Source organism: Paraburkholderia sp. NPDC080076 (assembly GCF_050281145.1).
Lineage (GTDB): Bacteria > Pseudomonadota > Gammaproteobacteria > Burkholderiales > Burkholderiaceae > Paraburkholderia.
In genome coordinates this window covers 31,128-52,174 of the sequence record NZ_JBNNWQ010000007.1, presented here as the reverse complement: position 1 = coordinate 52,174, position 21,047 = coordinate 31,128, and the positions used below count along the sequence as shown (strand labels likewise).

Sequence of the window (21,047 nt, the reverse complement as noted above, 5' to 3'; positions counted from 1 at the left end):
CGGCCGCCGACCAGGGCCGAACTTCCGTAGCCAACCCATTTCGGCGGGTCAGCCAATCGCAGCCCGAGAGTCGGGTTCCGAAGTACAGCGGTCACTCTGCAGGAAAATCGTCGCTGACAGGTGGTCGGCCATTGCGGACGTTCGGCTGTCGGCGGTGGTGAGGTGGCTCCGGGCTACTTCTCTGCCGTTCTGAGAATGATCAGGCGACTGTACGTCATCAGCCTGGTGTGGACCGATCGGCGCGGCCGCGATGCTGCCCCACAGACTCGCTGCCTTCTCACTCCCAAGCCGCGCTTTCACCAACTGCGCGCCGCAACGTCGCCGGCAGCGATGTTGCGGCAGCGCGACGAGTCGGCTCAGCGCGTGCCGATCGTCACCACCAGATTTGCCTGCGAGCTAAGCCCCGCCGAATCGACCGCGGTCAGCGTTAGCGTGTAGGTTCCGGCGACCGGGTGCAGCCATTTGGCAACGAAGCCCGGCCCGCTCTCGATGAACACCATGCCGGACGGCGCGCCCTTGATGTCGACCTTCACGTTGTCCGCGCCTGGGTCCTCGATACCGATCACGCCGCTGACCGCGCGGCCCTCAACACCGCTGATCGGCGCAGCCGAGATCGCGGGGCCCGTTGCCACGGACGAGATCCGCACGCTCATCGTCGCCGAACCGGACTTGCCGTTGCTGGTGTCGGTCGCCTTGACGCTGACGCTATACGTGCCCTTCGCAGGCGTTCTCCAGCTGATCACGCCGGCGCTGCTGATCGACATGCCCGAAGGCGCGCCGCTGAGCGAGAACCTGACCGGATCGGCCGCACTGACGTCGACCTGATAGCTGAGCGGCTGTTTCGCCTGGCCCACGATCGTCGCTGCCTGCACGACCGGCTTCGATGCCGCGACGACGGTCACGTTCGCACTCGCGCTGCCCGTCGAGCCGGTGACTGTATCCTTCGCGGTCACGGTCACCTTGTAAGTGCCGGCGACCGGCTGCGCCCATGTCACCTGACCGGAGCTATCTATGCTCATGCCCTGCGGTGCATTCGCGAGCGACCAGCTGAGCGGGTCCGACGAGCTGGCCGCCACCGTGAACGACAGTGCGCTGCCCGCCGTACCCTTGACCGTCGCGGCCGACACGACCGGCGGCGGCGCCTTGGACACGCCGAGCGTCGACAGCAGGCTGCCGACCACCGGTGTACCGAGACCCGACGGCTGATCGTAGCCGGTATGGGCCGAGCAGCTCGAGCAGTAACCGTCGTTGCCCGAAGTGACGTCGTAAAACGCAGTCGCGTACAGACCCGCGTCGGTCGAGACGGTACCGTACAGCTGCGTCTGCGCGAGGCCGAGTGCGCCGAGACTGTTGCGCGCCCGCTGTGCGTTGGCGACGGCGACGATGCCGGCCCATTGCGGAGTCGACAGACTGGTGCCGCCGACGCTGTACCAGCTCGGCGCGGCCGCGACGGGCGTGATGACCGCGACGTACTGACCGCTGAACGGATCCGCGTTGAACGACACGTCGCCAACCGATCGCTTCGTCAGCGTGCCGAGGCTAGGCACCGACGTGTTCTGATATGCCGGTACCGAGGTGTACTGACTGATGCCGCCGCCGGTACCTGACCACACCGTTTCATTCTTGGTGGTACCGTCGTAACTCAGACGGGTGCCGCCGACGGCCAGCACGTTCGGCGACACGGACGGCCATTCGACGCCGGTGCCGTTATCGCCGGTAGCGGCCACGTACGTCATGTTCGCGTGCTTGAACGCCGAGTCGACGGAGCCGGTCCACGAGCCTTCGGGGGCGCCGAAGCTCATCGACACGACGCCGGGCCCCATCGCGTTCGCGAGATTGACCGCCGCGGCCATGCTGCTGGTCGACGCATCCGGCGCCTGGATCAGCACGATGCGCGCGAGCGGCGCGGTGGCGTGGACCCACTGCACGTCGAGCGCGATTTCGGTGGCCCAGCCCGAGTCGTACGACGGCGCGTTCGACGTCATCGCGCCGCTGGTCGTCGAGTGCACGACCGAGAACTGGCACGCGTTGCTGTCAGGGGCCGCGAGCGGCAGCGACGCGTTCGGCGCGATGGTGGTCGTCGTGCAGCCCGGCAAGCCGAATTTCTGGTCGAACGCCGCGAGTTCCTTGACGATGTTCGGATCGCTCATCGCATCGATCACGTAAATCGTCTGGCCGGCGCCCATTTGCGCGGCCTCGCTCGCGCTCAGATTGCTCCACGACGACGGCAGCGGCGGTAGCTGATAGGCCGCGCGAATTTGCGCCGGCGTATACGTCGTCACCTGCGTTGAATTCGACGCCGCCCGCGCAGTTTTCGTGGCGTACCGAGCAATCGTTTGCGGCGTCAGCTGCGCAAGCGACACGACCGCCATTGTCGACGTCGACGCTTGCGCGGCAGGAGGCTGATTGGCCGACGCGAAAGGCGCCGCGCTGTCGATGTCGGAAGGCGCGTTCAACACCACCGGGGCCGTGTAGAACGCAGGCCTTACCAGCGTGCTCGCCACCGTGCTCGTCAGCGGCGACAACGACACCGAACTCGTGGCTGACGAGGTGTCGGCGAGCTTCACGGAGCTCGTGCCGCTCGACGCTGTCGAGTCGTCACTGCCGCCGCCGCATCCCGCCAGCAGTAGCGGTGCGAGCGCTGCGGTCACAAGGGTGGCATGCGCGAGCGTGCACAGAACCGGTCGGATAGTTTTCATTTCGATCGTCCTTCTGCGGGAGGCTGGACCGGAATTACCAGCACGGGTGGAGAAACCGCGGAGGCGGGCAGATCGGGCGCGCGTCGCTGCCAGCCGCTCGAACAGGTCTGTACGGACGGGTAATAGCCGGGCGGTTCGGCGCACCAGAGTCCGACGCTTGCAGGTGGCTGGGCAGAAGGTGGAACGCGCGATGTCTGCGCTTGCGAGCTGCATGCGCCTAATCCGGACACCAGCGCGCAGGCGCAGATTGCCGTGACGATGCCACGTAAGCGATTCAAGCCTGCCCACGCGTTACGCTTACCTAATGAAACAGAACGGGCTGCCGGCCTCGCGACATAATCAGAGAATTGAGCGTGCTCGTCGGTTTCAACAAGGCCAATAGCAATCCGATTGAGCTGGATCATCGTTGTTCGCGTCAGATTGGATACAGGGTTTGGGCGCACAAAGCGATGATTGGCCTGTCGGCACCGCGCGAGCAAGCTTGATGGCCATTCGCGGGTTAGTTGCCGGACAGACGGTGAGAGGACCTTACCATTTTTTATGCGACGGGAATATCGCATACAGCGCGCGAAAACGGGGCCACATTTTCGGCCCCTGCGGCGCCCCGCTTCCACGTCTGGATAGTAGGGATTGTCCTTAAAAAAGAAGGGCCGTGCGGCGCATCGCTAAACACGATCGTTCGATCCGCGCGGCGGATTGATGCCGCTGACTTCTCACGCGGCCTACCGCGCAGTGCTCATCCGGCGGCTTGCGTGTGCGCGGCAACCGCATTGAGCGTGTGCGCCGAGTACACGGGCGTCTCGCGCGGTACATGTTCTTTCGCGGAGGTCCGGGACCGATCGGAAAACGCCGATTGGTCCACACCAGGCCGATGGCGTACAGTCGCCTGATCATTCTCCGAACGGCAGAGAAGTAGCGGCGGATTCAACCGGTGGTGGGCGACGGTACGTGGAACTACGGAGCCCAACCGGGCGGACGAAATGGCTAAGGCAAAACCCGAGACGGCCAACCGTGCGTGGTGGGCCTGTCGTGCGATATCTATCAGGGTAGTTAACCTCGCCGGCTGTGTCGCGATAAGCGGACTCGATATCTGAAACGACCGATACGATCGATGAAACAGATGCTGAATGGGGTCGAGAGTGTGGGGGCACTGATCGAGGAAACTGCCGTCCGGCTGCTCGACACCGCCGTTAGCGGCAATCCGCCACATAGCTGACGCAGAACCGAGCCCGCTCTGACGTCAGCTATCGCCGTAGGAAGGAGCGTTCGTTCTCGACAAGCGGTTGGCCGGTTACTGGGGCGGACGCTACCGCCGAACCCAGCAAGGGATCGTGCCACGCCCCTGCGTCGTGCAAATTGCTGGCGGCGGGTCAAACTCGCCTTTCAGCCATTTGTCGAGTCGGATCTTCATTTAATTTTTCATGGTTTCGATCAGTTGTGGTTCTGCTTTGCGCCTGCTGCGCTCCCTTTCAGCGAGGTGCGCACTTTTGCACAAGAGTCAGCCGTGTGTAATGGAATTCGGCACTTCAATGCAGAGGGTTGTTCCCCCATGCTAGCCTTCCCGCAGTCCTCGCCGTGTAGGTGTCGAGGAACTTGCGTTTCGTTCTGTGTCTGGAGGGTTTGTGGCTTTTGAACATCGTGGTTTTCGCGTGACCGCCGATGCTGCGGCGGATGAGCTTGGCGTTCAGTGGGTATGCCATGCCGTGATTGAACGTACCGACGGGGATAAGGCCAAAGGCACGCCCCCGGCAATCGAAATGGTCATTCCAAGAGCCAAAATCGACCCACTGATGGCACTCAGTGCGCTTGAGCATCGGGCCCGAACCGAGATAGATGATTGGCATGAAAGAGGGCATGCGTAGGTGTATTTCTTTCACCAGGCGAGCCACCTTTCCGCTTCTGAGCGAAGACTGCGACCGCCACCGCCTATATCCACGAGTTAGCGTCCCGTCGGAACCAGCGCGAGGCATTGAAGGTGTTCCAGAGAGTCCGATTGCTATCAATGGGGCTGACTGACGCCCCTCCGAAGGATCGTTGCTGGCATTTTCGGAAAGCCGATAGGCGCGCATATCGACGGTCTCAACGTAGTCTGCGCGCCAACATTCGCTAAGCCAGTTCTTCCCGGTGGCGGAACGTGACTGGACCGGGTCCCACGACGAACTTCCGTAGGCGACCCACTTCTGCCATCGAATGCTTCACACGGGAACAGTAGCTTCTGAGGACCAACGGTCATCCGTGAGTACACGGGCTTAATTCCCTTCGATGCCCTTTCGCATCTGGCCCTTGACTAGCGTGCAATCTCGTGCACCGATCGCAGACCGGCCGAGGACGTTTGGCGTACAATCCGCCCGACTCTAATTTCTTACCAATCTTGAATAGAAAATGAGATGAATGACCTGAGATTTCAGTCTCGGATCGGGGAAACGCTGTCCGTGGGTTGCGCCATACTGATTTTCGTGGCGATGTTCGACCACGTGATGGCCATCAAATATGTAGATCTCGGGATGCTGGTCGTGCTTGGCGCGTGGTGTGCCGGCAGATCGTTGCTCAAGGACTCGCATACGCGCCCACTCCTGCTGCCGCTCGGCCTCTGGGCAATCTGGACACTAATGTCAGCAAGCTGGTCAGCTGACCCCGCCATTAGTGCACACGCGTGGTTCGACGAAGTCGGCTATCCGCTCACAGGTTTCTACGTGTTCTGGCTGACCGCACAGCAACCACGCCACGTGCGGCGCCTGCAGATTGCCCTATGGGCTGCGTGCCTGATTCTTGCGGGCATCAGCGTCGCGTATTTCCACTTGCTCGATCCGGCCCTGCCGAAATCTGGTCTGCTGCACTTTTATCCCCGCGTTGGACACACCAGCACCCTGGCGCTGATGGCGATACCCACACTCGGCGTCATGGCCGCAAATGCCGATACACGGATCCGCGGACTTACCGGCATCCTTTTCTGCGTCATCATCGGTGGTGCCACACTGAACCGCTTCTTCTGGGTCGCGCTTGCCGCGGTCGTGGTGATATTGCAATGGCCGCATACGCCAAATGACCGCAAGCGTGCGGCGTGCATACTCAGTGCACTTTTTGTTTCCATCTTGATCGCTGCGGGCTTTAGTAACAAGCTACGTCTCGCCACGGTTGCAAGCAACGCGACGCGATCGGAGACGGTGACTACGTCCGCGACGATGGCCAAGCCCTATATCGGTATGACGCTGGCATCCCTACATACTGAAGACCCCGCGGCGCGCCTGGCCGACGCCGATCCGCCCCATCACGTTGGACTAATGTCCAGGTTTCCGGCGCTACGCGCAGCGGACCGTGTCATCACCGCCGACACCCGGCCGCAAATCTGGAGCTTCTATAGCAGTCAGGTGCTGAAACACCCCTGGATAGGTATCGGCTTCGGCAAACCGCTGCCGTCAATTGCCTACGGGAGCCTGATCCCCTCCACCCTCGTCGAACTGGACGAGAACGTGCGGACTCACGCGCACAACCTGTTTCTGAATACGCTGCTGCAGGTTGGGGTTGTCGGCCTAGCGCTCGAAATCATTGTTTTTGCGTCACTCGCTTACCGTTTTTACGTGGCGCGCAAGACACACCCACTCCTCTATCGTGCAGGTCTGGCTCTCATCATCGGCATGATCACGAAGAACCTCACCGATGATTTCATGTGGGAATCGACCATGCTGATGTTCTGGTGCAGTTGTGGCTGGCTCATGGGCCTGTCGGGTGCGCAGACAAATGCGAACTGTGCCAGTTAACTGAAAAACTACTGACGCGGTTTGTGAAAAAGACGGGCTGTGTCCTTCCATCTCGACCCGTTGCCGTCATTCGAATCGCCGGCATGGCAACGACCGCTCTCGAAGTCCAACGGCAGTTCGGTCATGGTTGGTGGCCTGCGGCTTCTCCGCCTTTGCACGGTCTCCAACAGACGGTAATCGACATGCCCTTGTTCGAGATGTGCGGTGACGAAAGACTTCGCGATCAACGCGCAGATGGCCTCCGTTACGTCGTGAACTGAGAGGTCCTCCGATGCAGCGACAGCTTGAGCATCCTTGAGGGTAAAGGCACCTCGAAGGACACCAAGCCGGCTGAGCACCTTTCGTTCGGTTTCCGAAAGAAGGTTATAGCTCCAGTCAAATGAAGCCTCGAGTGTTTGATGATGTGGCAGGGCCGTCCTATGCCCGCCTCCCAATATCCGAATAGACTCGTCGACTTTTTCGGCGAGGACTTCTATTCCAAGAATCGCCGCGCGGGCGGCCGCCAGCTCAATGGCGAGCGGAACGCCGTCAAGGCGCTTACACACACGTCCAGCGAGCGGGGCATGACGCTCAAAATCGGCGCGGTCAAGAATGCGAACCGTGCCCTTGCGGCGTTCGCGCTCGCGAACGTTTACCTGTCGCGCAAGCGATTAATGGTCGAGGTATGCCCATAACGGGCGAAAGCGGGCTATGCGCCCGCGCGTGAGGCCCGCAAGAGCCAAAAAATAGTGGCACAAGCACGATTTGCGAACTACCAATCGTCGGAACGTCGCGAATTCAGTGCCTTGTTCAGCGTTGCCTTAGACCGACGAGTGTCCGCTACATCCTTCGATGATTCGGATACAAGCCTGATAACGCACAGACCTTCGATCTCATGGCTCACGCGGTACGGGTACATCGGCAGGAAGAACTTCACGGTAAGTCACGCCGGGCAGGACGTCGTTCATGCGCGAAGCGCCGCGCTTGTCGATTTTTAACGATGGCGCACTGTAACCTGCACACTATAATTCCACACGCATATCGGAGACAGTTACATGGAAAGCAGCCTGAAATTGCTGTAACGATCAGCTCAGACTAGCCTACTAACAGGAGCGCGGCCCGGGCTCCCGGCAAAGGGATGACGCAATGGACCGCATTGTGAATCGATTGCTGGCTGCGGTTGTCATCGCCGTCGTGTTGTGCAATTGCGTCATTACGCTACCGGATTCCGGCGGACTGACCTATAAGAGCCGCGCCGTGACTCGCACCGAAGGAGGGCTCCGGGTTTCCGCTTCAGTGCTTTCTGCTGAAGAAAGCGCGGCGGTTTACGGCGTGCCGCTCGCGAAAAAGGGGATTCAGCCGGTATGGATCGAGGTTCAGAACGACGAAACGGTCAGCTATTTCCTGATGTCGCCCGGCCTCGACCCAAATTTCTTTCCGGCTTCCGAAGCGGCCGAGGCGTTTGACGGCAACAATCCGCCCGGCGGGAATGACGAAATCGACAGGCGCTTCCGTGGGCTCGCCTTCCGCAACCCTGTGCTGCCAGGGCAGACCGTATCGGGGTATGTGCTGACCAACCTCAGCGAGGGCGCGAAGCTCGTCCAATTGGACCTCGTTGCGAGCGCGCAGGCAAAGACATTCTCGTTCCTCATAGTGGTGCCCGGCTTCTACGCCGATTACCATGTCAGCGCAGTCTTTCGGCGTGAGGTCTATCCGCCTGAAACGATTGTCGACTACACGGACGATGAGGCTTTCCGCGTCGCACTCGAAGCGCTTCCCTGTTGCGCGACCAATGAGGACGGTTCGAAGAACGGCGATCCGCTCAATCTCGTCATAGTGGGAGGCCTCGACGACGCGTTTCCCGCACTGGTCCGACGAGGCTGGAGTCCAACCGAACAAAAATGGTCCGGTGCAATCATGAAGATGATTACCTCCGCGCTTTCCGGCGAGCGTTACGTCAACGCACCTGTCAGCGATCTTTATCTGTTTGGCCGGGCGCAGGACCTCGCTCTGCAGAAAGCGCGCGACACGATTCACCAGCGCAATCACTTACGCCTCTGGCTCAGCCCGATGCGCTATCGGGGCAAGCCCGTGTGGGTGGGCCAGATCAGCCGGGATATCGGCGTCCGTCTTACGTTTCACTCACCGACGTTGACGACGCACAAGATCGACCCGGACGTAGATGAGGCGCGGACATCACTTACCGAGGACATGGCCTATTCCCAGAACCTCCAGAAGATCGGATTCGTAAAGGGAGTCGGCGCCGCCCCGTCAGTCGCACCGAGCGAGAATCTCACCACTGACCCCTACTACACCGACGGCTATCGGCAGGTACTCGTATTCGACCGGCAACCCACCTCGCTCTCAGGGATCGAATTTCTCCCTTGGGAGGCGATGGCAAAGCTCAACGCCCTGCCCTCAGGAGCAAAGCAATGAGCGAATCGTCGTCGCTGCAACGTGCATTGAAGAATACGGCTGGCGGCGTCGTCCTCTCGCTCATTTTCGCGGGCTGTGCGACGTGGACAGCCCCAACCAGCATCGATGACGCGCCGCTTCGTGAGCGTGCGGTGAGCGCGACAAAGCAGGACGCACGGGTAAGCGTGGCCGTGCTGGGGCCGGACGACAGCAAGCGCATGTTCGGCGCCGACATCAACAAGACCAACATCCAGCCGCTGTGGATCGAAGTCGAGAATCGGACTTCGCAGGCGTTATGGCTGCTGCATTCCGGCACCGATCCGGACTACTTCTCGCCACTCGAAGTCGCGTGGTCCATGCACACGCTTCTCGGAGGCGCGACGAATGCAAGCATCGACAGCCACCTGGACAAGCTCGGATTCAGGAATCCCATTCCCCCCGGGGAAACGCGCGCGGGGTTTCTGTTCACCAATCCCGACCGGCAGATCAAACTCGTCAACGTCGATCTGTTCGGAAGCAAAACGCTGATCCCCTTCTCCCTGTTTCTGCCGGTACCGGGCGATGCCGCGGACCCGCGTTTCGCGCTGACCCCGTTCCAGTATCCCGAGATTGTATTCACGGACTACCACGACCTTGCGTCGTTGCGCGCAGCGCTCGAACGGATGCCGTGTTGTGCCACTGATGAGCACGGGACAACGGAAGCCGATCCGTTGAACGTGATTGTCGTCGGTACGCTTGGGGACATTGGTGCCGCAATGGTGCGGCGTAGCTATCGTCGCGACATGCGTGAAAACGACCTCTCGCAGTGGGTATTTGGACGCAGACCCGATGTCGTCCTGCGCAAGGAAGCGCAAGCGGGCGCGCCCTCCACTTCATTGCGCGCATGGCTCGCGCCCATTCGCTTCAACGGTGACGCAGTGTATCTGGGGCAGGTCGGTCGCCCGGTCGGCGGTCGCTTCGTGCACCGTCATACGGCAGGCGACGTGCTGCATGGGGACGTCGACGAGGCGAGGAACTTTCTGATCCAGGACCTGATGTATTCAGGCGGTTTGGATAAACTCGGCTTCGTGTACGGCGTGGGTCCATCATCGCAGGTACACCCGCGGACAACGCTGAATGGAGCGCCTTATTACACTGACGGACTGCGTGCCGTGATGTTCTTCGCGACACGCCCGCTCAGTTTTACGAACGTGCAAATTCTTGACTGGGTGCCTTACCTCGAGCAGCGTGAGTCCGCCGCACGCAAGGAGAACGGCAATGCCGGCAAGTAACCCCATCACGGGAGCGCCAAATGGCGTTTCGATGCGACCGATTCCAGGTCGGCGCGCGTGGAAGAATGGTGGTGTCAGTTTCGCGCTCCTTACGACCTGCCTTGCACTCGTAGCGTGCGCAACGAAGCCGCTCGTTCCCTACACGACGGACACGCCGCCGCTCGCGCTCGTTCCCGCATCCGCAGCGGGCGTGCAGGACAAGCGGGCGCGGTTTCGCGAAATCTACTGTGCGGTGCTTGAAGCGCACGGCCCGGCACTTCCTGACTACCGTGCTTGCGAAGACGCACTGACGCGCGTCGGCACTGAACCTGCCGGCTCCGGCGCGAGCGTCGATCTCGGTCAATCGAGGCGCCACCTCATCGCGGCAGTGGTCCCTGGCATCGGGTACGACTGCTTCAAGCCGTGGCTGAATTCGCCGGGAACCGTCACCAAGCAGCTACAACAATTTGGCTACGACGGGGTCATGCTCGACGTCGACGGGCTGTCGAGTTCCACCCACAATGCACATCAGATCCGCGACGCCATCATGGCAATGCAACTGTCCGCTGGAGCAGCGCAGCTCGTGTTGGTCGGTTACTCGAAGGGTGCCGCGGACATCTTGGAGGCTGTCGTCGCGTATCCGGAGATCCGTAGCCGCGTGGCGGCTGTCGTCAGCGCAGCGGGAGCGGTTGGAGGCTCGCCGCTCGCCAACGATGCCGAGCAATATCAGGCTGACATGCTGCGGCATTTTCCGGGCGCGACCTGCACCTCGGGAGACGGCGGCGCCGTGCAAAGCCTGCGCCCCGCAACACGCAAGGCGTGGATGGCACAGAACCCACTTCCGAACGAGCTACGCTACTACTCGCTCGTGACGTTCCCTCAGCCGGAACGCATATCGTCGATACTAAAATCGAGCTACGACAAACTCTCGCGGGTCGATGCCCGCAACGACAGCCAGGTGATCTTCTATGATCAGGTCGTGCCCGGAAGCGCTCTCCTGGGCTATGTTAATGCCGATCACTGGGCATTGGCCGTGCCTGTTGCTCGAACACACGCCATGATCGGCTCCCTGTTCGTCACGCAGAACGCTTACCCCCGCGAGGCGCTGACGGAGGCGATTCTGCGCTTCGTGGAGGAAGATCTGGCGACATCCGGAAAGTGAAACGGCGCACGTGCGCAATGCCGAACGCAGACTGACCCGCTGCCTAGAGGCAGCCGCTAACATCACCGCCGGTGTTGCCGCCTGTCCCGCTGCCTGCGCGGAAACCGACCGACGTTTTGCTGTTACCCGTCCACGACGGCCGCACGAGAGCGGCTGCGCCATTCGGAGGCTGCTGCCCCGGGGCGTAGACGTCCATCGCCTGGTTGTTCGCCACAATCACCTGCGATATGACCGTCTGTTGAGACTGGTCTGCCCATTTCTGGGCGATGCATTGCGAGACTGCGGGGACGGGCTGCTGGCTTTCTCCAAGCGATTGTGCGCTCGGCGGCATCGGTTGGCTTGCACAGGCTGAAACAGCGATGGTCACGACGAGAAGCGGTAACGGTTTCATTTCTTCACCCTCCAGTTGGATTTCCCGCTTCCGGGCGCGCAGGCGCGTCAATCTGTACGTCATCGCGGCGGGAAGCTTTGCGGCTCTGCGAGTTCGTACGACCCGACTCAAGCTCGAACGGAGCGGCAAACCAGCCGACTTGACATTGCCGTCAACAGGCCTGTTGACGTTGTCATGGCAATCTCCGAACAAAAGTACGTCAGGGAAAGAATAGGACTGGCGTACGCCGGCAGATATTGGACCTTGGTTCAATGTCGCGGGGAGCGGCAATCTGGAGTTGCCCCTGCAAGACCGGCTCATCCATCTCATCGAGACCTTGTCGAGCAATATGAGGTTTTGATGAAGGCTGATCAGCAATGGACGCTGGAAGCGAGTTTTTTTAGTCAACACTGGAGAGATACGAAATAAGAACGTAAGCAACGATGGAAACGTTTGGATTACATACAGAGATCCCACGAAAATCTGCGCAAGAGCTGACGCTTCTGTGACCGCTAGTAGCAAAGGTAGCGGGGCTTCGGGCACGATCTACGCCATTAAAACTGCGGCATCATCACCTAAATAAGACTACACACAGTCGACAAGGTGAGAATCTTGGCTCACGGCAACTATTGACCACTCTTGGCCGGAGCTGCCATGGTCGTCTGCGTTGAATGCATCGGTGGTCCCCTTTTCCACCTCTGTACCCTACGGCGCGATCATTCCATTGCGAGGAAAACGAACATATTGAGCGCTTGGAGTCAACTTTCTTAGTCGATCACTTGTCGGGCACCGCCCAAGGTCCATTGTCCGCTGGAACAATAATTTTCTTGCGGCCTGGCGCGTTACCTCTACTCTGGAAAGGTGTGTTATTTGCTCATGGCCGCCAAACCATTCGCAAAGACAGTTGTGACGAAATAAGGGGTGAGCATTTCAGAGTGCTCGGGATAAAATCTCATCCGTTGTTGGAGCAACTGCCCGATGAGATGTGGATCGGAGGAATTCATGGCGTTGGTCAAATGCAAGGAATTCGGGAGCGAGGCGCGCAGCAAGCCGACGAAGTGCGTCAAGTATGGCGCGCCCGGGGTAAAGCAGCAGACCGGCGCGAGAAAGATAAGGGGTGGATTCGGGATTCTTATAGTCGGATCGTTGATCAGCGGGTGTTGCGTTTCGACCTATGGCGCCAAAGATGGCCACGACCCGATGAATCAAGCCCAGTCGTGCTGCAAGGACGACCTCCAATGTCTCGCAGAGAAAGCGATCGTTGCGGCCGACACCTATTGCAAGGATCCGATCGAGCGACTTGCGACGCACGCTGTGAGATGGACTGAGGCACCCAACGAGATGAAATTCAGTTACTTTCTCTGGACCGATCAGCCGGGCGGCGCGATCACATACGTTGGCGATAAGGCCGAGTTCCAGAACGACGTCGGCACCTATACGCCGATAATTTACCAATGCGACCTTGCCAGTGATGGTCAGACAGTGCTTGGCGTCAATGCGACCGCTGGCAGGTTGCCGCGCTGACGACGTCCGGATCCAGCCAGCGAATCGAATCATCCCATTCGGTCGTACGTGCACGCTTAACATCGTTCACTGCTGCGGAAGGCGCTATCGGGAACCGGATTAAGTATTGACTTGAATCGGTCATCCCGCATTCCGTACTCCCCGACGACACCACGGGCATAGACAGAGCGCGAAGGCCCGCCTTCTGGTTCCGAATTGATAATCATCTGAAAGGCCTCCTGGCCGCCCCGGAGAAAGTGGCCGCACTGAGTCGGATGACGACCGACCCAGATCGACCCACAGCCGCCCTGTAGGCCACGATCACGCGATCACGAATGGCCGTTGCCCGGACAAAAGCCAACCTCGCACGGTTTGATCCGACACGCTTCGCTAGTGTTCAGATTTTTGTATATGGCAGGACGGCTTAAATGGTAAGGGAACGATGTAACTCAGGCGGGCCACCCATCGCGTAGCGATCAGAGAGTGGCCGGCTACCGTCGATGTCGGTCACGCCGAGTGTTGCGCCGATCTCCGCGCCGATCAGCGCCCTGCCTGAAAGTGCCATCATGGACTCAAATTCATAGAGCGCGGCGATAGTGCGGCCTGTAAATTGTGGAGACTCGCGCTTTTGCTTGGGGCGCTTGTCTTCGAGGAGCGTAGCGAGATAGGCGCGAGCACGTTCGGTATCTAAACCGCCCATCCAGATGGAAACCACGGCGACATTGTATGGCCGTAGCTCCTTCGCCATATCGGCCGCCATTTTGTCCGCGCCTGCCTTTTGGGCGCCGTAGGCCGGGTTCTGATGGTAGCTGACGGCACCGTAGTGTCCGGTGTTGACAATCAACCCACGGCCATTGGCAATCAGAAGCGGCGCAGCATAGTAGCTAGCCACGTAGTGCGAGCGCAGGCCGACAGTAATCACATCGGCCGTATCCAACGGCTTCTGCCAGAAGCCGCCTTGAGCGGGTGCACCAACCTTTGCAGCATTGTTCACGAGGATATCGAGACGGCCGTGTTGACGACGGATGTCGGCGAAGAAATCTGCCACTGCCAGATCGTCTGCGTGATCGAGCACAACTCCTATTCCTGTCCCGCCTGCGCGAGACACGAGTTCGGCTGTTTCATCTACTGAACCGCCGAAGGGCGTTTCGCCCCCAGTGGCACTGCGCCCGGTGACGTAGACCGTGGCCCCGGCTTCTCCAAGCGCGATCGCGATGCCCTTTCCGGCGCCTCTGCTCGCACCCGTCACCACTGCGATCATGTTTGCTGTCATCGATCCTCCTGCGCACCGCACGACGCCTTATTGCGTCGGACTGTCATCAGTTCCAGCAGTCTAGTGCCTGTCGGCTTTGTTGATTAGTGACATAATTTTGTATGAAATCATGAGTGAGACTCAACAATGAACCGCGAGGATCTGGCCGATCTGCTAACTTTTGCAACCATCGCCGAGGAATCCAGCTTCACGCGTGCAGCCGCGCGGCTCGGTGTTTCCGCTTCTGCTCTCAGTCATTCCATTCGCTTGCTGGAGGCGCGCCTCGGCGTCAAGCTGCTCAATAGAACCACAAGAAACGTCGCACCGACCGCGGCGGGAGAAAAGCTGTTGAGCCGGTTGCGGCCCGCTTTCAGCGAGATCGGGGCAGGCTTGACAACGCTTGCGGACAATCGAAGCCGGCCAGCAGGCCGTGTCCGTATCAGTGTTCATCGCACGGCAGCGCTTATGTTCGTCGTGCCGAAGCTCACACAACTTCGGCGCGACTATCCTGAGGTCGTAGTTGAATTGTCGGTAGATGATTCCTTGGCAAACATCGTCGCGGCTGGCTTCGACATGGGCATCCGAAATGTCGAACTATTGGCTAAGGACATGGTGGCGGTTCGCATCGGTGCTGACTACCGAACCGCGGTGGTTGCATCGCCCTCGTACCTGAAGAACAATGCCGCGCCGCTCACTCCGGACGATGTGGCCGGCCATGCATGTCTGGGATATCAACGGCCAAGTTCGAAGGCCCTCCATTTCTGGGACTTTGAGCGAGAGGGCCGATCCGTCCAGGTGCCAGTCGACCCGGTCTTTATCTCCAATGACAGCGATATCCTTATCCATGCGGCCCTGGCGGGAAACGGCCTCGCCTATGTTCTCAAAGAACAGGTGCAACCCCACCTGAAGTCCGGCACATTGACGCAAGTGTTAGAGGGATGGTCTGTCACGCTAGCGGGAAGCTTCCTCTATTATCCCGACCGACGCCAACTTCCGGTCGCTGTACGTGTCGTCATCGACTCGCTTCGTTATCGTTCTTGATTTGGTATAAGACATTAGCTCCCGGTCCGGATGTTGCGGAATAAATGTCCATTGCCGACCCAGCTGCGGTCATTCGAATAACGCCGGTAACTGACCGCTCCTGCCCCGGTTGCACTCGTTGATTGAGCGCGACTGGCGGGCCAGCGGCTCGACCTACGCCTCTCGCTTGCTTCGCCCATAGAGCAGGAGCATCGCCGCGATAACCACGCCGTAGATGATCTGACGCCCCGCCTCCGGCATCTGCGCGACCGAGAGGATCGATTGCAGCAGTGTGATGAGGATCGCGCCGGCCACCGTGCCCAGGTATGAACCCCGTCCACCCAGAATCGACGTGCCGCCGAGCACGACCGCCGCGATCGCCGGCAACAGGTAAGCATCGCCCATCGACTGTGCGGCCTTCGACGCATAGCCCGCGAGCAGCACGCCGCCGAACGCGGCGAACGCGCTGCACACGGCGAAGGCGGTCACCGTGACGAGCCGCGTATCGATGCCCGAAAGATACGCCGCGCGCTCGGTGTTGCCGATCGCGTATAGCGTGCGGCCGAAGGTCGTGCGCGACAGCAGGAACATCGTGGCGCCGCCGATCACCACCCACAGCGCGACGGCATTCGGCACGCCCGGTACGAGCCAGCCCGCCGCGAGCCAGCGCATCACCTCCGGCGCGGAATCCTGCGGCGACGATCCGCCCGTATAGACAATCATGATGCCCTGCGCGACCGCATTGGTCGCAAGCGTCGCGATCATCGACGGAATGCGCAGCAGTGCGACGAGGATGCCGTTGACGATGCCGATCAGCACGCCGCAACCGATCCCGACCGGAATCGCGAGGACGCGCCCGAGATCGCCGTGCCCCGCGACCGCGCACGCCATCATCGCGCCGACGGTGATCGTCCACGGCAGCGACAGGTCGATGTGGCCGAGCAGGATCACCATCATCAGGCCGGTCGCAATGATGCCGAGGAATGCGCCGACCTTCAGTTGCAGCAGGATGTATTCCGGCGACGTGAAGTTGCGCGAAAACATTCCGCCGACGAGCAGCAGCGCGACGATGCACGCGAATGCGATCACGATCGGTTTGTCGATTCTGCGGGTGAGCCTCGACACGAACGTGGTCCGGCCGGTCGCGGAAGCGTGGCTCATTGAAACCACTCCAGACGGTTGCGCACCCTGAACAATCCGCACGCGCCGATCGCGACAGCAAGCAGAAGAATCATGCCCTGAAATAGCGGCTGCCACAGCGCATCGACGTTGAACACGAACAGCAGATCGCCGATGCAACGGAACGCGAATGCGCCGAAGATCGCGCCGATCGCGCTGCCCTTGCCGCCGAGCAGCGACACGCCGCCGATCACTATCGCGGCGATCGAAAACAGCGTATATGAGTTCGCGCTGCCGAGGCTCGCGTCGCCGGTGTCCGTGAAGAACGTCAGAAACAGGCCGCCGACTGCCGCGAGCAGGCCGGCCAGCGTATAGCTCGCGAACTTCGCGCGGCGGATCGGCATGCCGGACAGGAAAGCCGCGGGTTCGGACGACCCGGTCGCGTATGCCGCTCGCCCGATCGCCGAGCGTTTGAAAGGAATCCAGACGATCACGATCGCGGCGAACAGAATCACCAAGCTCGCTGGCAAACCGCCGGCGACCTTGCCCGTCAGTGCGTCGGCGAGGTCCTCGTTGATCGATCCGCCGGGCACAGGGCGCAGCAGCAGCGCCAATCCGTAGTAGACGGCGCCCGTCGCAATCGTCGTCACGATCGGCTGCAGCCGGCCGAAAATGATGATCACGCCGTTCAGCGCGCCGCACAGCGCACCCGCCCCGAGCACGCCGGCGATGCCGAGCGCGCTGTGCAGCGAGTCGCCCGTGACGATCCACGACCCGATGCAATTCGTCAGCACCAGCGTCATGCCGATCGACAGGTCGATGCCGGCGGTCAGCACGACGAGCGCCTGCCCCATCGAGACGAGCGCGAGTAGTACCGCTTTGTTCGCTGCCGTCTGAAATACGTTGGCCGACAACACCGACGGATAGTTGACGAGATAGATCGCGAACATCAGCACGAACAGGCCGAACGCGAACACCGCTCCGCGATTCTCCGCATACCAGTAACGCAGCCCGCTCATAGCGCCACTCCCGTGGAAGGCACAATCTGTCCGACGGGCAGGTCGAGAGCACTGGCAATCAGGTTCTGCTCGGTGATCGCCGAGCCGACGAGTTCCTTCTTGATCCTGCCTTCGTACAGTACGAGCACGCGGTCGCAGCAGCCGATCAGCTCGTCATAGTCGGTCGAATAGAAGACGATCGCGGCGCCTTCGTCAGCAAGACGCCTGAGCAGCTGGTAGAGCTCCTGCTTGGTGCCGACGTCGATACCGCGCGTCGGGTCGCTGAGCAGCAGGATTCTCGGCTGCCGCATCAGCCACTTCGCGATGACGACCTTCTGCTGGTTGCCGCCCGACAGCGAGCCCACGGGCGCGTCGAGGCTGAACGACTTGATTGCAAGCAGCTCCATCATCTGCTCGACGAGCGACTGCTGGCGGTCGCGATCGATTATGCCCGCGGTGGACATGCGATCGAGTGCGGCAAACGACAGGTTCTCGCGTACCGACATCGGCAGCATCAAGCCTTCGGTCTTGCGGTCCTCGGGTATCAGCGCCATACCGATTTCGTTGGCGCGCGCGGCCGTCGGGCTCCCGATCGACACGGCTTTGCCGTTGATCTCGATCTTGCCAGCGCAGCCGCGCAACACGCCAAACAGCGCGAGCAGCAGTTCGCGCTGGCCTTGTCCGTCGAGGCCGCCCAGTCCGAGAATTTCACCGGGCTGCAACGAAAAGCTGATGCCCCGCAGCGTGTCGCTCCATGCGAGATCACGACAGGCGAGAACCGGCGCGGTGCTGCGGGCGTCCGTGGGCTGGTCCGCCGATTTGGCAGCGGGTTTGGCAGCGGGTTTGGCTGGAAAAGCATGCTGGTACTTCCGGCCGATCATCATTTCGACAACCTCATTGTCGGAGCGCGTGCCAGCTTCGAAGCTCATCACATGGCGACCGTTCCGGTATACCGTGCATTCGTCCGCGAGCGCCTTCACCTCGTGCATGCGGTGCGAGATGAACAGCAGCGCGAGCCCCTCTTCGCGCAGGCGCTTGAGCACCTCGATCACGCGCGCGACGTCGGCCGCGGTCAGCGCCGAGGTGGCTTCGTCGAGGATCAGAATGCGCGGCGCGTGTGCCAGCCCCTTCGCGAGCTCGACCATCTGCTGGCGCGACAGCGGCAGATCCCGGACTTTCGCAAGCGGATTGATGTCGGCGGCGCCCGCTCGCGCGAGCGCCTCCTCGGCCTGGCGGCGTTGGGCCCGCCGGTCGATCATCCCGAAACGTCGCGGCGGGTTCGCAGCGTAGATGTTATCCGCCACGCTCAAGTCGGGGATCAGCGACAGTTCCTGATACACGCAGACGATACCGGCCGCGTTCGCCTCGGCAGGCGACGCGAACGAGACCTCCCGGCCATCGAAATGCATCGTGCCCTCGTCCGGCTGCACGACGCCGGACATCACCTTCAGCAACGTGGACTTGCCCGCGCCGTTCTCGCCGAGGATCGCGTGAATGCGGCCTCTGCGCACCGTGAGTTCGGCGTGATCCAGCGCGACGGCGCCGCCGTAGCTTTTCGACACGCCAGACATCTGAAAGAACGGCTGCTCTGCATCCTGCAGCATGCTTCGTCTCCGGTCACAGCGCGGGCCATCATCCGGTCACTGGTTGCCCTGGTTCTGCTTCATGATTTCCTGCGCAGAGAAATTGATGCCGCATGTCGGAAACGAGTTGCCGACGAAAAAGTTGTCGGAGTCGTTCGGAAAATAGTTGACGCCCGACTTCAGCATCGAATCGTCGGTGACGTCGAGCGGCAGCTTGATCGCCACGGGAATCGTCTGGCCATCCAGTGCAGCGAGTGCCGTCTTGATCGCCACGGCGACCTGCGCGGGCCCGGTGCCCGCCGAAGTGCACTTCAGGCCCTGGCTCCCATACTGCGCGCAGAACTTGCGAAAGCCGTTCTCCGTCTCGCCGCCGAAAGGCACGAACGGGTGTTTCGCATCGATCATCGCGCGCACGACGCCCGTGTCGCCGCCTTGCGCCGATATGCCGTCGAAATGACCCTGCACGGCAATCGCGTCGGCGGCGACCTTTTGCGCGACCCCGTCGTCCCACTTGCCGTAGACCTGGACGACGTTCCACTTCTTGCCGGTGTCGTCCAGCGTTTTCGTGAAACCATTGTGCCGGTCCGTGTCAACCGACGTGCCCGCCACCCCGCGAACTTCGAGCACCTTGCCTCCGTTCGGCAGATGGCCCGCGAGCCATTTGGCCCACAGCGCGCCGAGCCCATACTGGTCGACGTTGACGTTGATCGCGTCTGCGCTGTCGAGCGTGTTGTCGAAAGCGACCAGCACCACACCGGCGTTCTTCGCGCGGCGGATCGCGGGGCCGAATGAGGAGGGATTCTGCGCGTTCACGATGACGGCGTCATAGCCGGCATCGATGAAGTTGTTGACGGCCGAGATCTGCGCCGGAACGTCCTCGCCGGTCGAGACGACCTTGAATTCCTTGAGCTTGGCGGCAACGGCCGGTTGCGCGGTGTAGGCCTTGGCCGTCCTGATCATCTGGATACGCCAGGTGTTCGCGATATAGCCGTTCACGAGTGCGATCCGGTACGGCCCGTTCTTCTTCGGATACTTGATGAACTTCGTGTCGCTCTTCCAGGGGACCATGCAGGTGGGATCGCTGGGCGGCCCTGAAACGATCGAAGCCTGCGCGAAAGCCCCGCTTGCGCAGAGCGCCAATGCGGCGCTCGCCGCCGCTCGAAGCACGTGGATTCCTGAAAGCATGTTGCCTCCTTTTTGTTCGATTGGACGTACCGATTGCCTGCGCACATGGCTGGTCGTGGACTGCCGGCACGGTGTGCGTGAAGCACGGAACCTTGCGGAGTTGCTATAGCGGGACTGGATCGGACTTGCAGAAGGAGCTTTTCAATGGCGCCTCCTCGAAGCGAAAAGAAGGGCATGCGTATACGCGTTCCCGTCTGACAGTACTGGCATACCAATCCACGCGCGATAGTGGTTTACCAGTGAGTCCGACGCACCGGGCGACCGGGCTGAAACCCTTGGTGGATAAGGACTGGGCTGCCGTGAACGGAGGCGGCGGCGCTGCACGGGGATGGGGGGTCATTTTGACGAAGTTCAGCGGTCGCCCGGTGGCGTCGACCATTTCGTGAGCCCAGATGGGCGATCTTTCGCACACGTCAACTGACCCAGCCGCCGACGCGGTCGCGGCCCACCGCGCCCGGATATCGACCCAAAGACCGCAATGGCCGACTTGCTCACGTTCGATCATCTGGCGGGCTTCGGAGCGAACCGGCCGTTGGAATGACGCCTTCGCATATTGCGTCAACGGCAGCTAGTGGTCGAATCCGGTCCGATGCTGAATGGATAATCGATCCGCCGCAGGTCGCTCGGCGTCCGGCTCAGGCCCCGCAGTATGGCGAATCGCTTTTCACACGCTCGCCGTCGCCATGGATCCTGGACAGTACTTCGCACATCCTCTTCGGCTCAAGGCTCACCACGCCGAATGGTGGACGCCGAT

General features: G+C 61.0%; 15 protein-coding genes. 8 read left to right on the top strand and 7 right to left on the bottom strand.

What is annotated here, in order from left to right; all coding sequences use genetic code 11:
- Window positions 1-356: 356 nt before the first annotated feature.
- Window positions 357-2,699, bottom strand: a complete 2,343-nt coding sequence (locus ACQKRQ_RS26065; RefSeq protein WP_427480369.1) for a S53 family peptidase — start codon at window positions 2,697-2,699, stop codon at window positions 357-359.
- Window positions 2,700-4,321: 1,622 nt separating this feature from the next.
- Between ACQKRQ_RS26065 and ACQKRQ_RS26060 the strand changes: the two genes are divergently transcribed.
- From ACQKRQ_RS26060 to ACQKRQ_RS26035, 6 genes are all read left to right on the top strand, one after another.
- Window positions 4,322-4,561, top strand: coding sequence for a hypothetical protein (locus ACQKRQ_RS26060; RefSeq protein ID WP_408292079.1), 240 nt, complete (start codon window positions 4,322-4,324; stop codon window positions 4,559-4,561).
- Window positions 4,562-5,086: 525 nt separating this feature from the next.
- The gene (locus ACQKRQ_RS26055) at window positions 5,087-6,457 is read left to right on the top strand and encodes an O-antigen ligase family protein (RefSeq protein WP_427480367.1); all 1,371 of its coding nucleotides are present in this window, start codon (window positions 5,087-5,089) and stop codon (window positions 6,455-6,457) included.
- Between the two features lie 398 nt (window positions 6,458-6,855).
- Window positions 6,856-7,131 carry a hypothetical protein gene (locus tag ACQKRQ_RS26050; protein ID WP_427480924.1) on the top strand — a complete coding sequence of 92 codons (276 nt, stop codon included), beginning with the start codon at window positions 6,856-6,858 and terminating at the stop codon, window positions 7,129-7,131.
- Window positions 7,132-7,582: 451 nt separating this feature from the next.
- On the top strand, window positions 7,583-8,872 hold the full coding sequence (locus ACQKRQ_RS26045; protein WP_427480365.1) for an LssY C-terminal domain-containing protein: 1,290 nt from the start codon (window positions 7,583-7,585) through the stop codon (window positions 8,870-8,872).
- Window positions 8,869-10,122, top strand: coding sequence for an LssY C-terminal domain-containing protein (locus ACQKRQ_RS26040; RefSeq protein WP_427480364.1), 1,254 nt, complete (start codon window positions 8,869-8,871; stop codon window positions 10,120-10,122). Before ACQKRQ_RS26045 ends, ACQKRQ_RS26040 begins: the two co-directional genes overlap by 4 nt.
- Window positions 10,109-11,263 carry a hypothetical protein gene (locus tag ACQKRQ_RS26035; RefSeq protein WP_427480362.1) on the top strand — a complete coding sequence of 385 codons (1,155 nt, stop codon included), beginning with the start codon at window positions 10,109-10,111 and terminating at the stop codon, window positions 11,261-11,263. Before ACQKRQ_RS26040 ends, ACQKRQ_RS26035 begins: the two co-directional genes overlap by 14 nt.
- A 43-nt stretch (window positions 11,264-11,306) precedes the next feature.
- On the opposite strand, the gene ACQKRQ_RS26030 is transcribed toward ACQKRQ_RS26035, so the two are convergent.
- Window positions 11,307-11,654, bottom strand: a complete 348-nt coding sequence (locus ACQKRQ_RS26030) for a hypothetical protein (RefSeq protein ID WP_132381251.1) — start codon at window positions 11,652-11,654, stop codon at window positions 11,307-11,309.
- Between the two features lie 981 nt (window positions 11,655-12,635).
- On the opposite strand from ACQKRQ_RS26030, the gene ACQKRQ_RS26025 reads away from it, so the two are divergent.
- The gene (locus ACQKRQ_RS26025) at window positions 12,636-13,157 is read left to right on the top strand and encodes a zinc ribbon domain-containing protein (protein ID WP_427480360.1); all 522 of its coding nucleotides are present in this window, start codon (window positions 12,636-12,638) and stop codon (window positions 13,155-13,157) included.
- Window positions 13,158-13,560: 403 nt separating this feature from the next.
- Here the strand turns inward: ACQKRQ_RS26025 and ACQKRQ_RS26020 are convergent, their stop codons facing one another.
- A complete protein-coding gene (locus tag ACQKRQ_RS26020) occupies window positions 13,561-14,409 on the bottom strand; it encodes an SDR family NAD(P)-dependent oxidoreductase (RefSeq protein WP_427480358.1) in 849 nt (282 codons plus the stop codon).
- 126 nt (window positions 14,410-14,535) lie between these two features.
- Here ACQKRQ_RS26020 and ACQKRQ_RS26015 point away from each other — a divergent pair, with 126 nt between their 5' ends.
- Complete coding sequence (locus ACQKRQ_RS26015) at window positions 14,536-15,429, top strand: LysR family transcriptional regulator (protein WP_427480356.1); 894 nt, start codon at window positions 14,536-14,538, stop codon at window positions 15,427-15,429.
- 153 nt (window positions 15,430-15,582) lie between these two features.
- Here ACQKRQ_RS26015 and ACQKRQ_RS26010 read toward each other — a convergent pair whose 3' ends face one another.
- Genes ACQKRQ_RS26010 through ACQKRQ_RS25995 form a run of 4 tightly spaced genes read right to left on the bottom strand, consistent with a single transcriptional unit; the run spans window position 15,583 to window position 20,293 of the window.
- A complete protein-coding gene (locus tag ACQKRQ_RS26010) occupies window positions 15,583-16,569 on the bottom strand; it encodes an ABC transporter permease (RefSeq protein WP_132380169.1) in 987 nt (328 codons plus the stop codon).
- Window positions 16,566-17,546 carry an ABC transporter permease gene (locus ACQKRQ_RS26005; protein WP_132380166.1) on the bottom strand — a complete coding sequence of 327 codons (981 nt, stop codon included), beginning with the start codon at window positions 17,544-17,546 and terminating at the stop codon, window positions 16,566-16,568. Before ACQKRQ_RS26005 ends, ACQKRQ_RS26010 begins: the two co-directional genes overlap by 4 nt.
- Window positions 17,543-19,129 carry a sugar ABC transporter ATP-binding protein gene (locus ACQKRQ_RS26000; RefSeq protein ID WP_427480353.1) on the bottom strand — a complete coding sequence of 529 codons (1,587 nt, stop codon included), beginning with the start codon at window positions 19,127-19,129 and terminating at the stop codon, window positions 17,543-17,545. The genes ACQKRQ_RS26005 and ACQKRQ_RS26000 overlap by 4 nt, the downstream gene beginning before the upstream one ends.
- Window positions 19,130-19,165: 36 nt before the next feature.
- Complete coding sequence (locus tag ACQKRQ_RS25995) at window positions 19,166-20,293, bottom strand: sugar ABC transporter substrate-binding protein (protein WP_132380161.1); 1,128 nt, start codon at window positions 20,291-20,293, stop codon at window positions 19,166-19,168.
- Between the last annotated feature and the right edge of the window lie 754 nt (window positions 20,294-21,047).

What these genes read in the sequence shown, in the direction of transcription:
- ACQKRQ_RS26065 (WP_427480369.1), bottom strand. Translation starts at nt 2,699, where the DNA reads ATGAAAACTATCCGACCGGTTCTGTGCACGCTCGCGCATGCCACCCTT.
- ACQKRQ_RS26055 (WP_427480367.1), top strand. Translation starts at nt 5,087, where the DNA reads ATGAATGACCTGAGATTTCAGTCTCGGATCGGGGAAACGCTGTCCGTG.
- ACQKRQ_RS26050 (WP_427480924.1), top strand. Translation starts at nt 6,856, where the DNA reads ATGATGTGGCAGGGCCGTCCTATGCCCGCCTCCCAATATCCGAATAGA.
- ACQKRQ_RS26045 (WP_427480365.1), top strand. Translation starts at nt 7,583, where the DNA reads ATGGACCGCATTGTGAATCGATTGCTGGCTGCGGTTGTCATCGCCGTC.
- ACQKRQ_RS26040 (WP_427480364.1), top strand. Translation starts at nt 8,869, where the DNA reads ATGAGCGAATCGTCGTCGCTGCAACGTGCATTGAAGAATACGGCTGGC.
- ACQKRQ_RS26035 (WP_427480362.1), top strand. Translation starts at nt 10,109, where the DNA reads ATGCCGGCAAGTAACCCCATCACGGGAGCGCCAAATGGCGTTTCGATG.
- ACQKRQ_RS26030 (WP_132381251.1), bottom strand. Translation starts at nt 11,654, where the DNA reads ATGAAACCGTTACCGCTTCTCGTCGTGACCATCGCTGTTTCAGCCTGT.
- ACQKRQ_RS26025 (WP_427480360.1), top strand. Translation starts at nt 12,636, where the DNA reads ATGGCGTTGGTCAAATGCAAGGAATTCGGGAGCGAGGCGCGCAGCAAG.
- ACQKRQ_RS26020 (WP_427480358.1), bottom strand. Translation starts at nt 14,409, where the DNA reads ATGACAGCAAACATGATCGCAGTGGTGACGGGTGCGAGCAGAGGCGCC.
- ACQKRQ_RS26015 (WP_427480356.1), top strand. Translation starts at nt 14,536, where the DNA reads ATGAACCGCGAGGATCTGGCCGATCTGCTAACTTTTGCAACCATCGCC.
- ACQKRQ_RS26010 (WP_132380169.1), bottom strand. Translation starts at nt 16,569, where the DNA reads ATGAGCCACGCTTCCGCGACCGGCCGGACCACGTTCGTGTCGAGGCTC.
- ACQKRQ_RS26005 (WP_132380166.1), bottom strand. Translation starts at nt 17,546, where the DNA reads ATGAGCGGGCTGCGTTACTGGTATGCGGAGAATCGCGGAGCGGTGTTC.
- ACQKRQ_RS26000 (WP_427480353.1), bottom strand. Translation starts at nt 19,129, where the DNA reads ATGCTGCAGGATGCAGAGCAGCCGTTCTTTCAGATGTCTGGCGTGTCG.
- ACQKRQ_RS25995 (WP_132380161.1), bottom strand. Translation starts at nt 20,293, where the DNA reads ATGCTTTCAGGAATCCACGTGCTTCGAGCGGCGGCGAGCGCCGCATTG.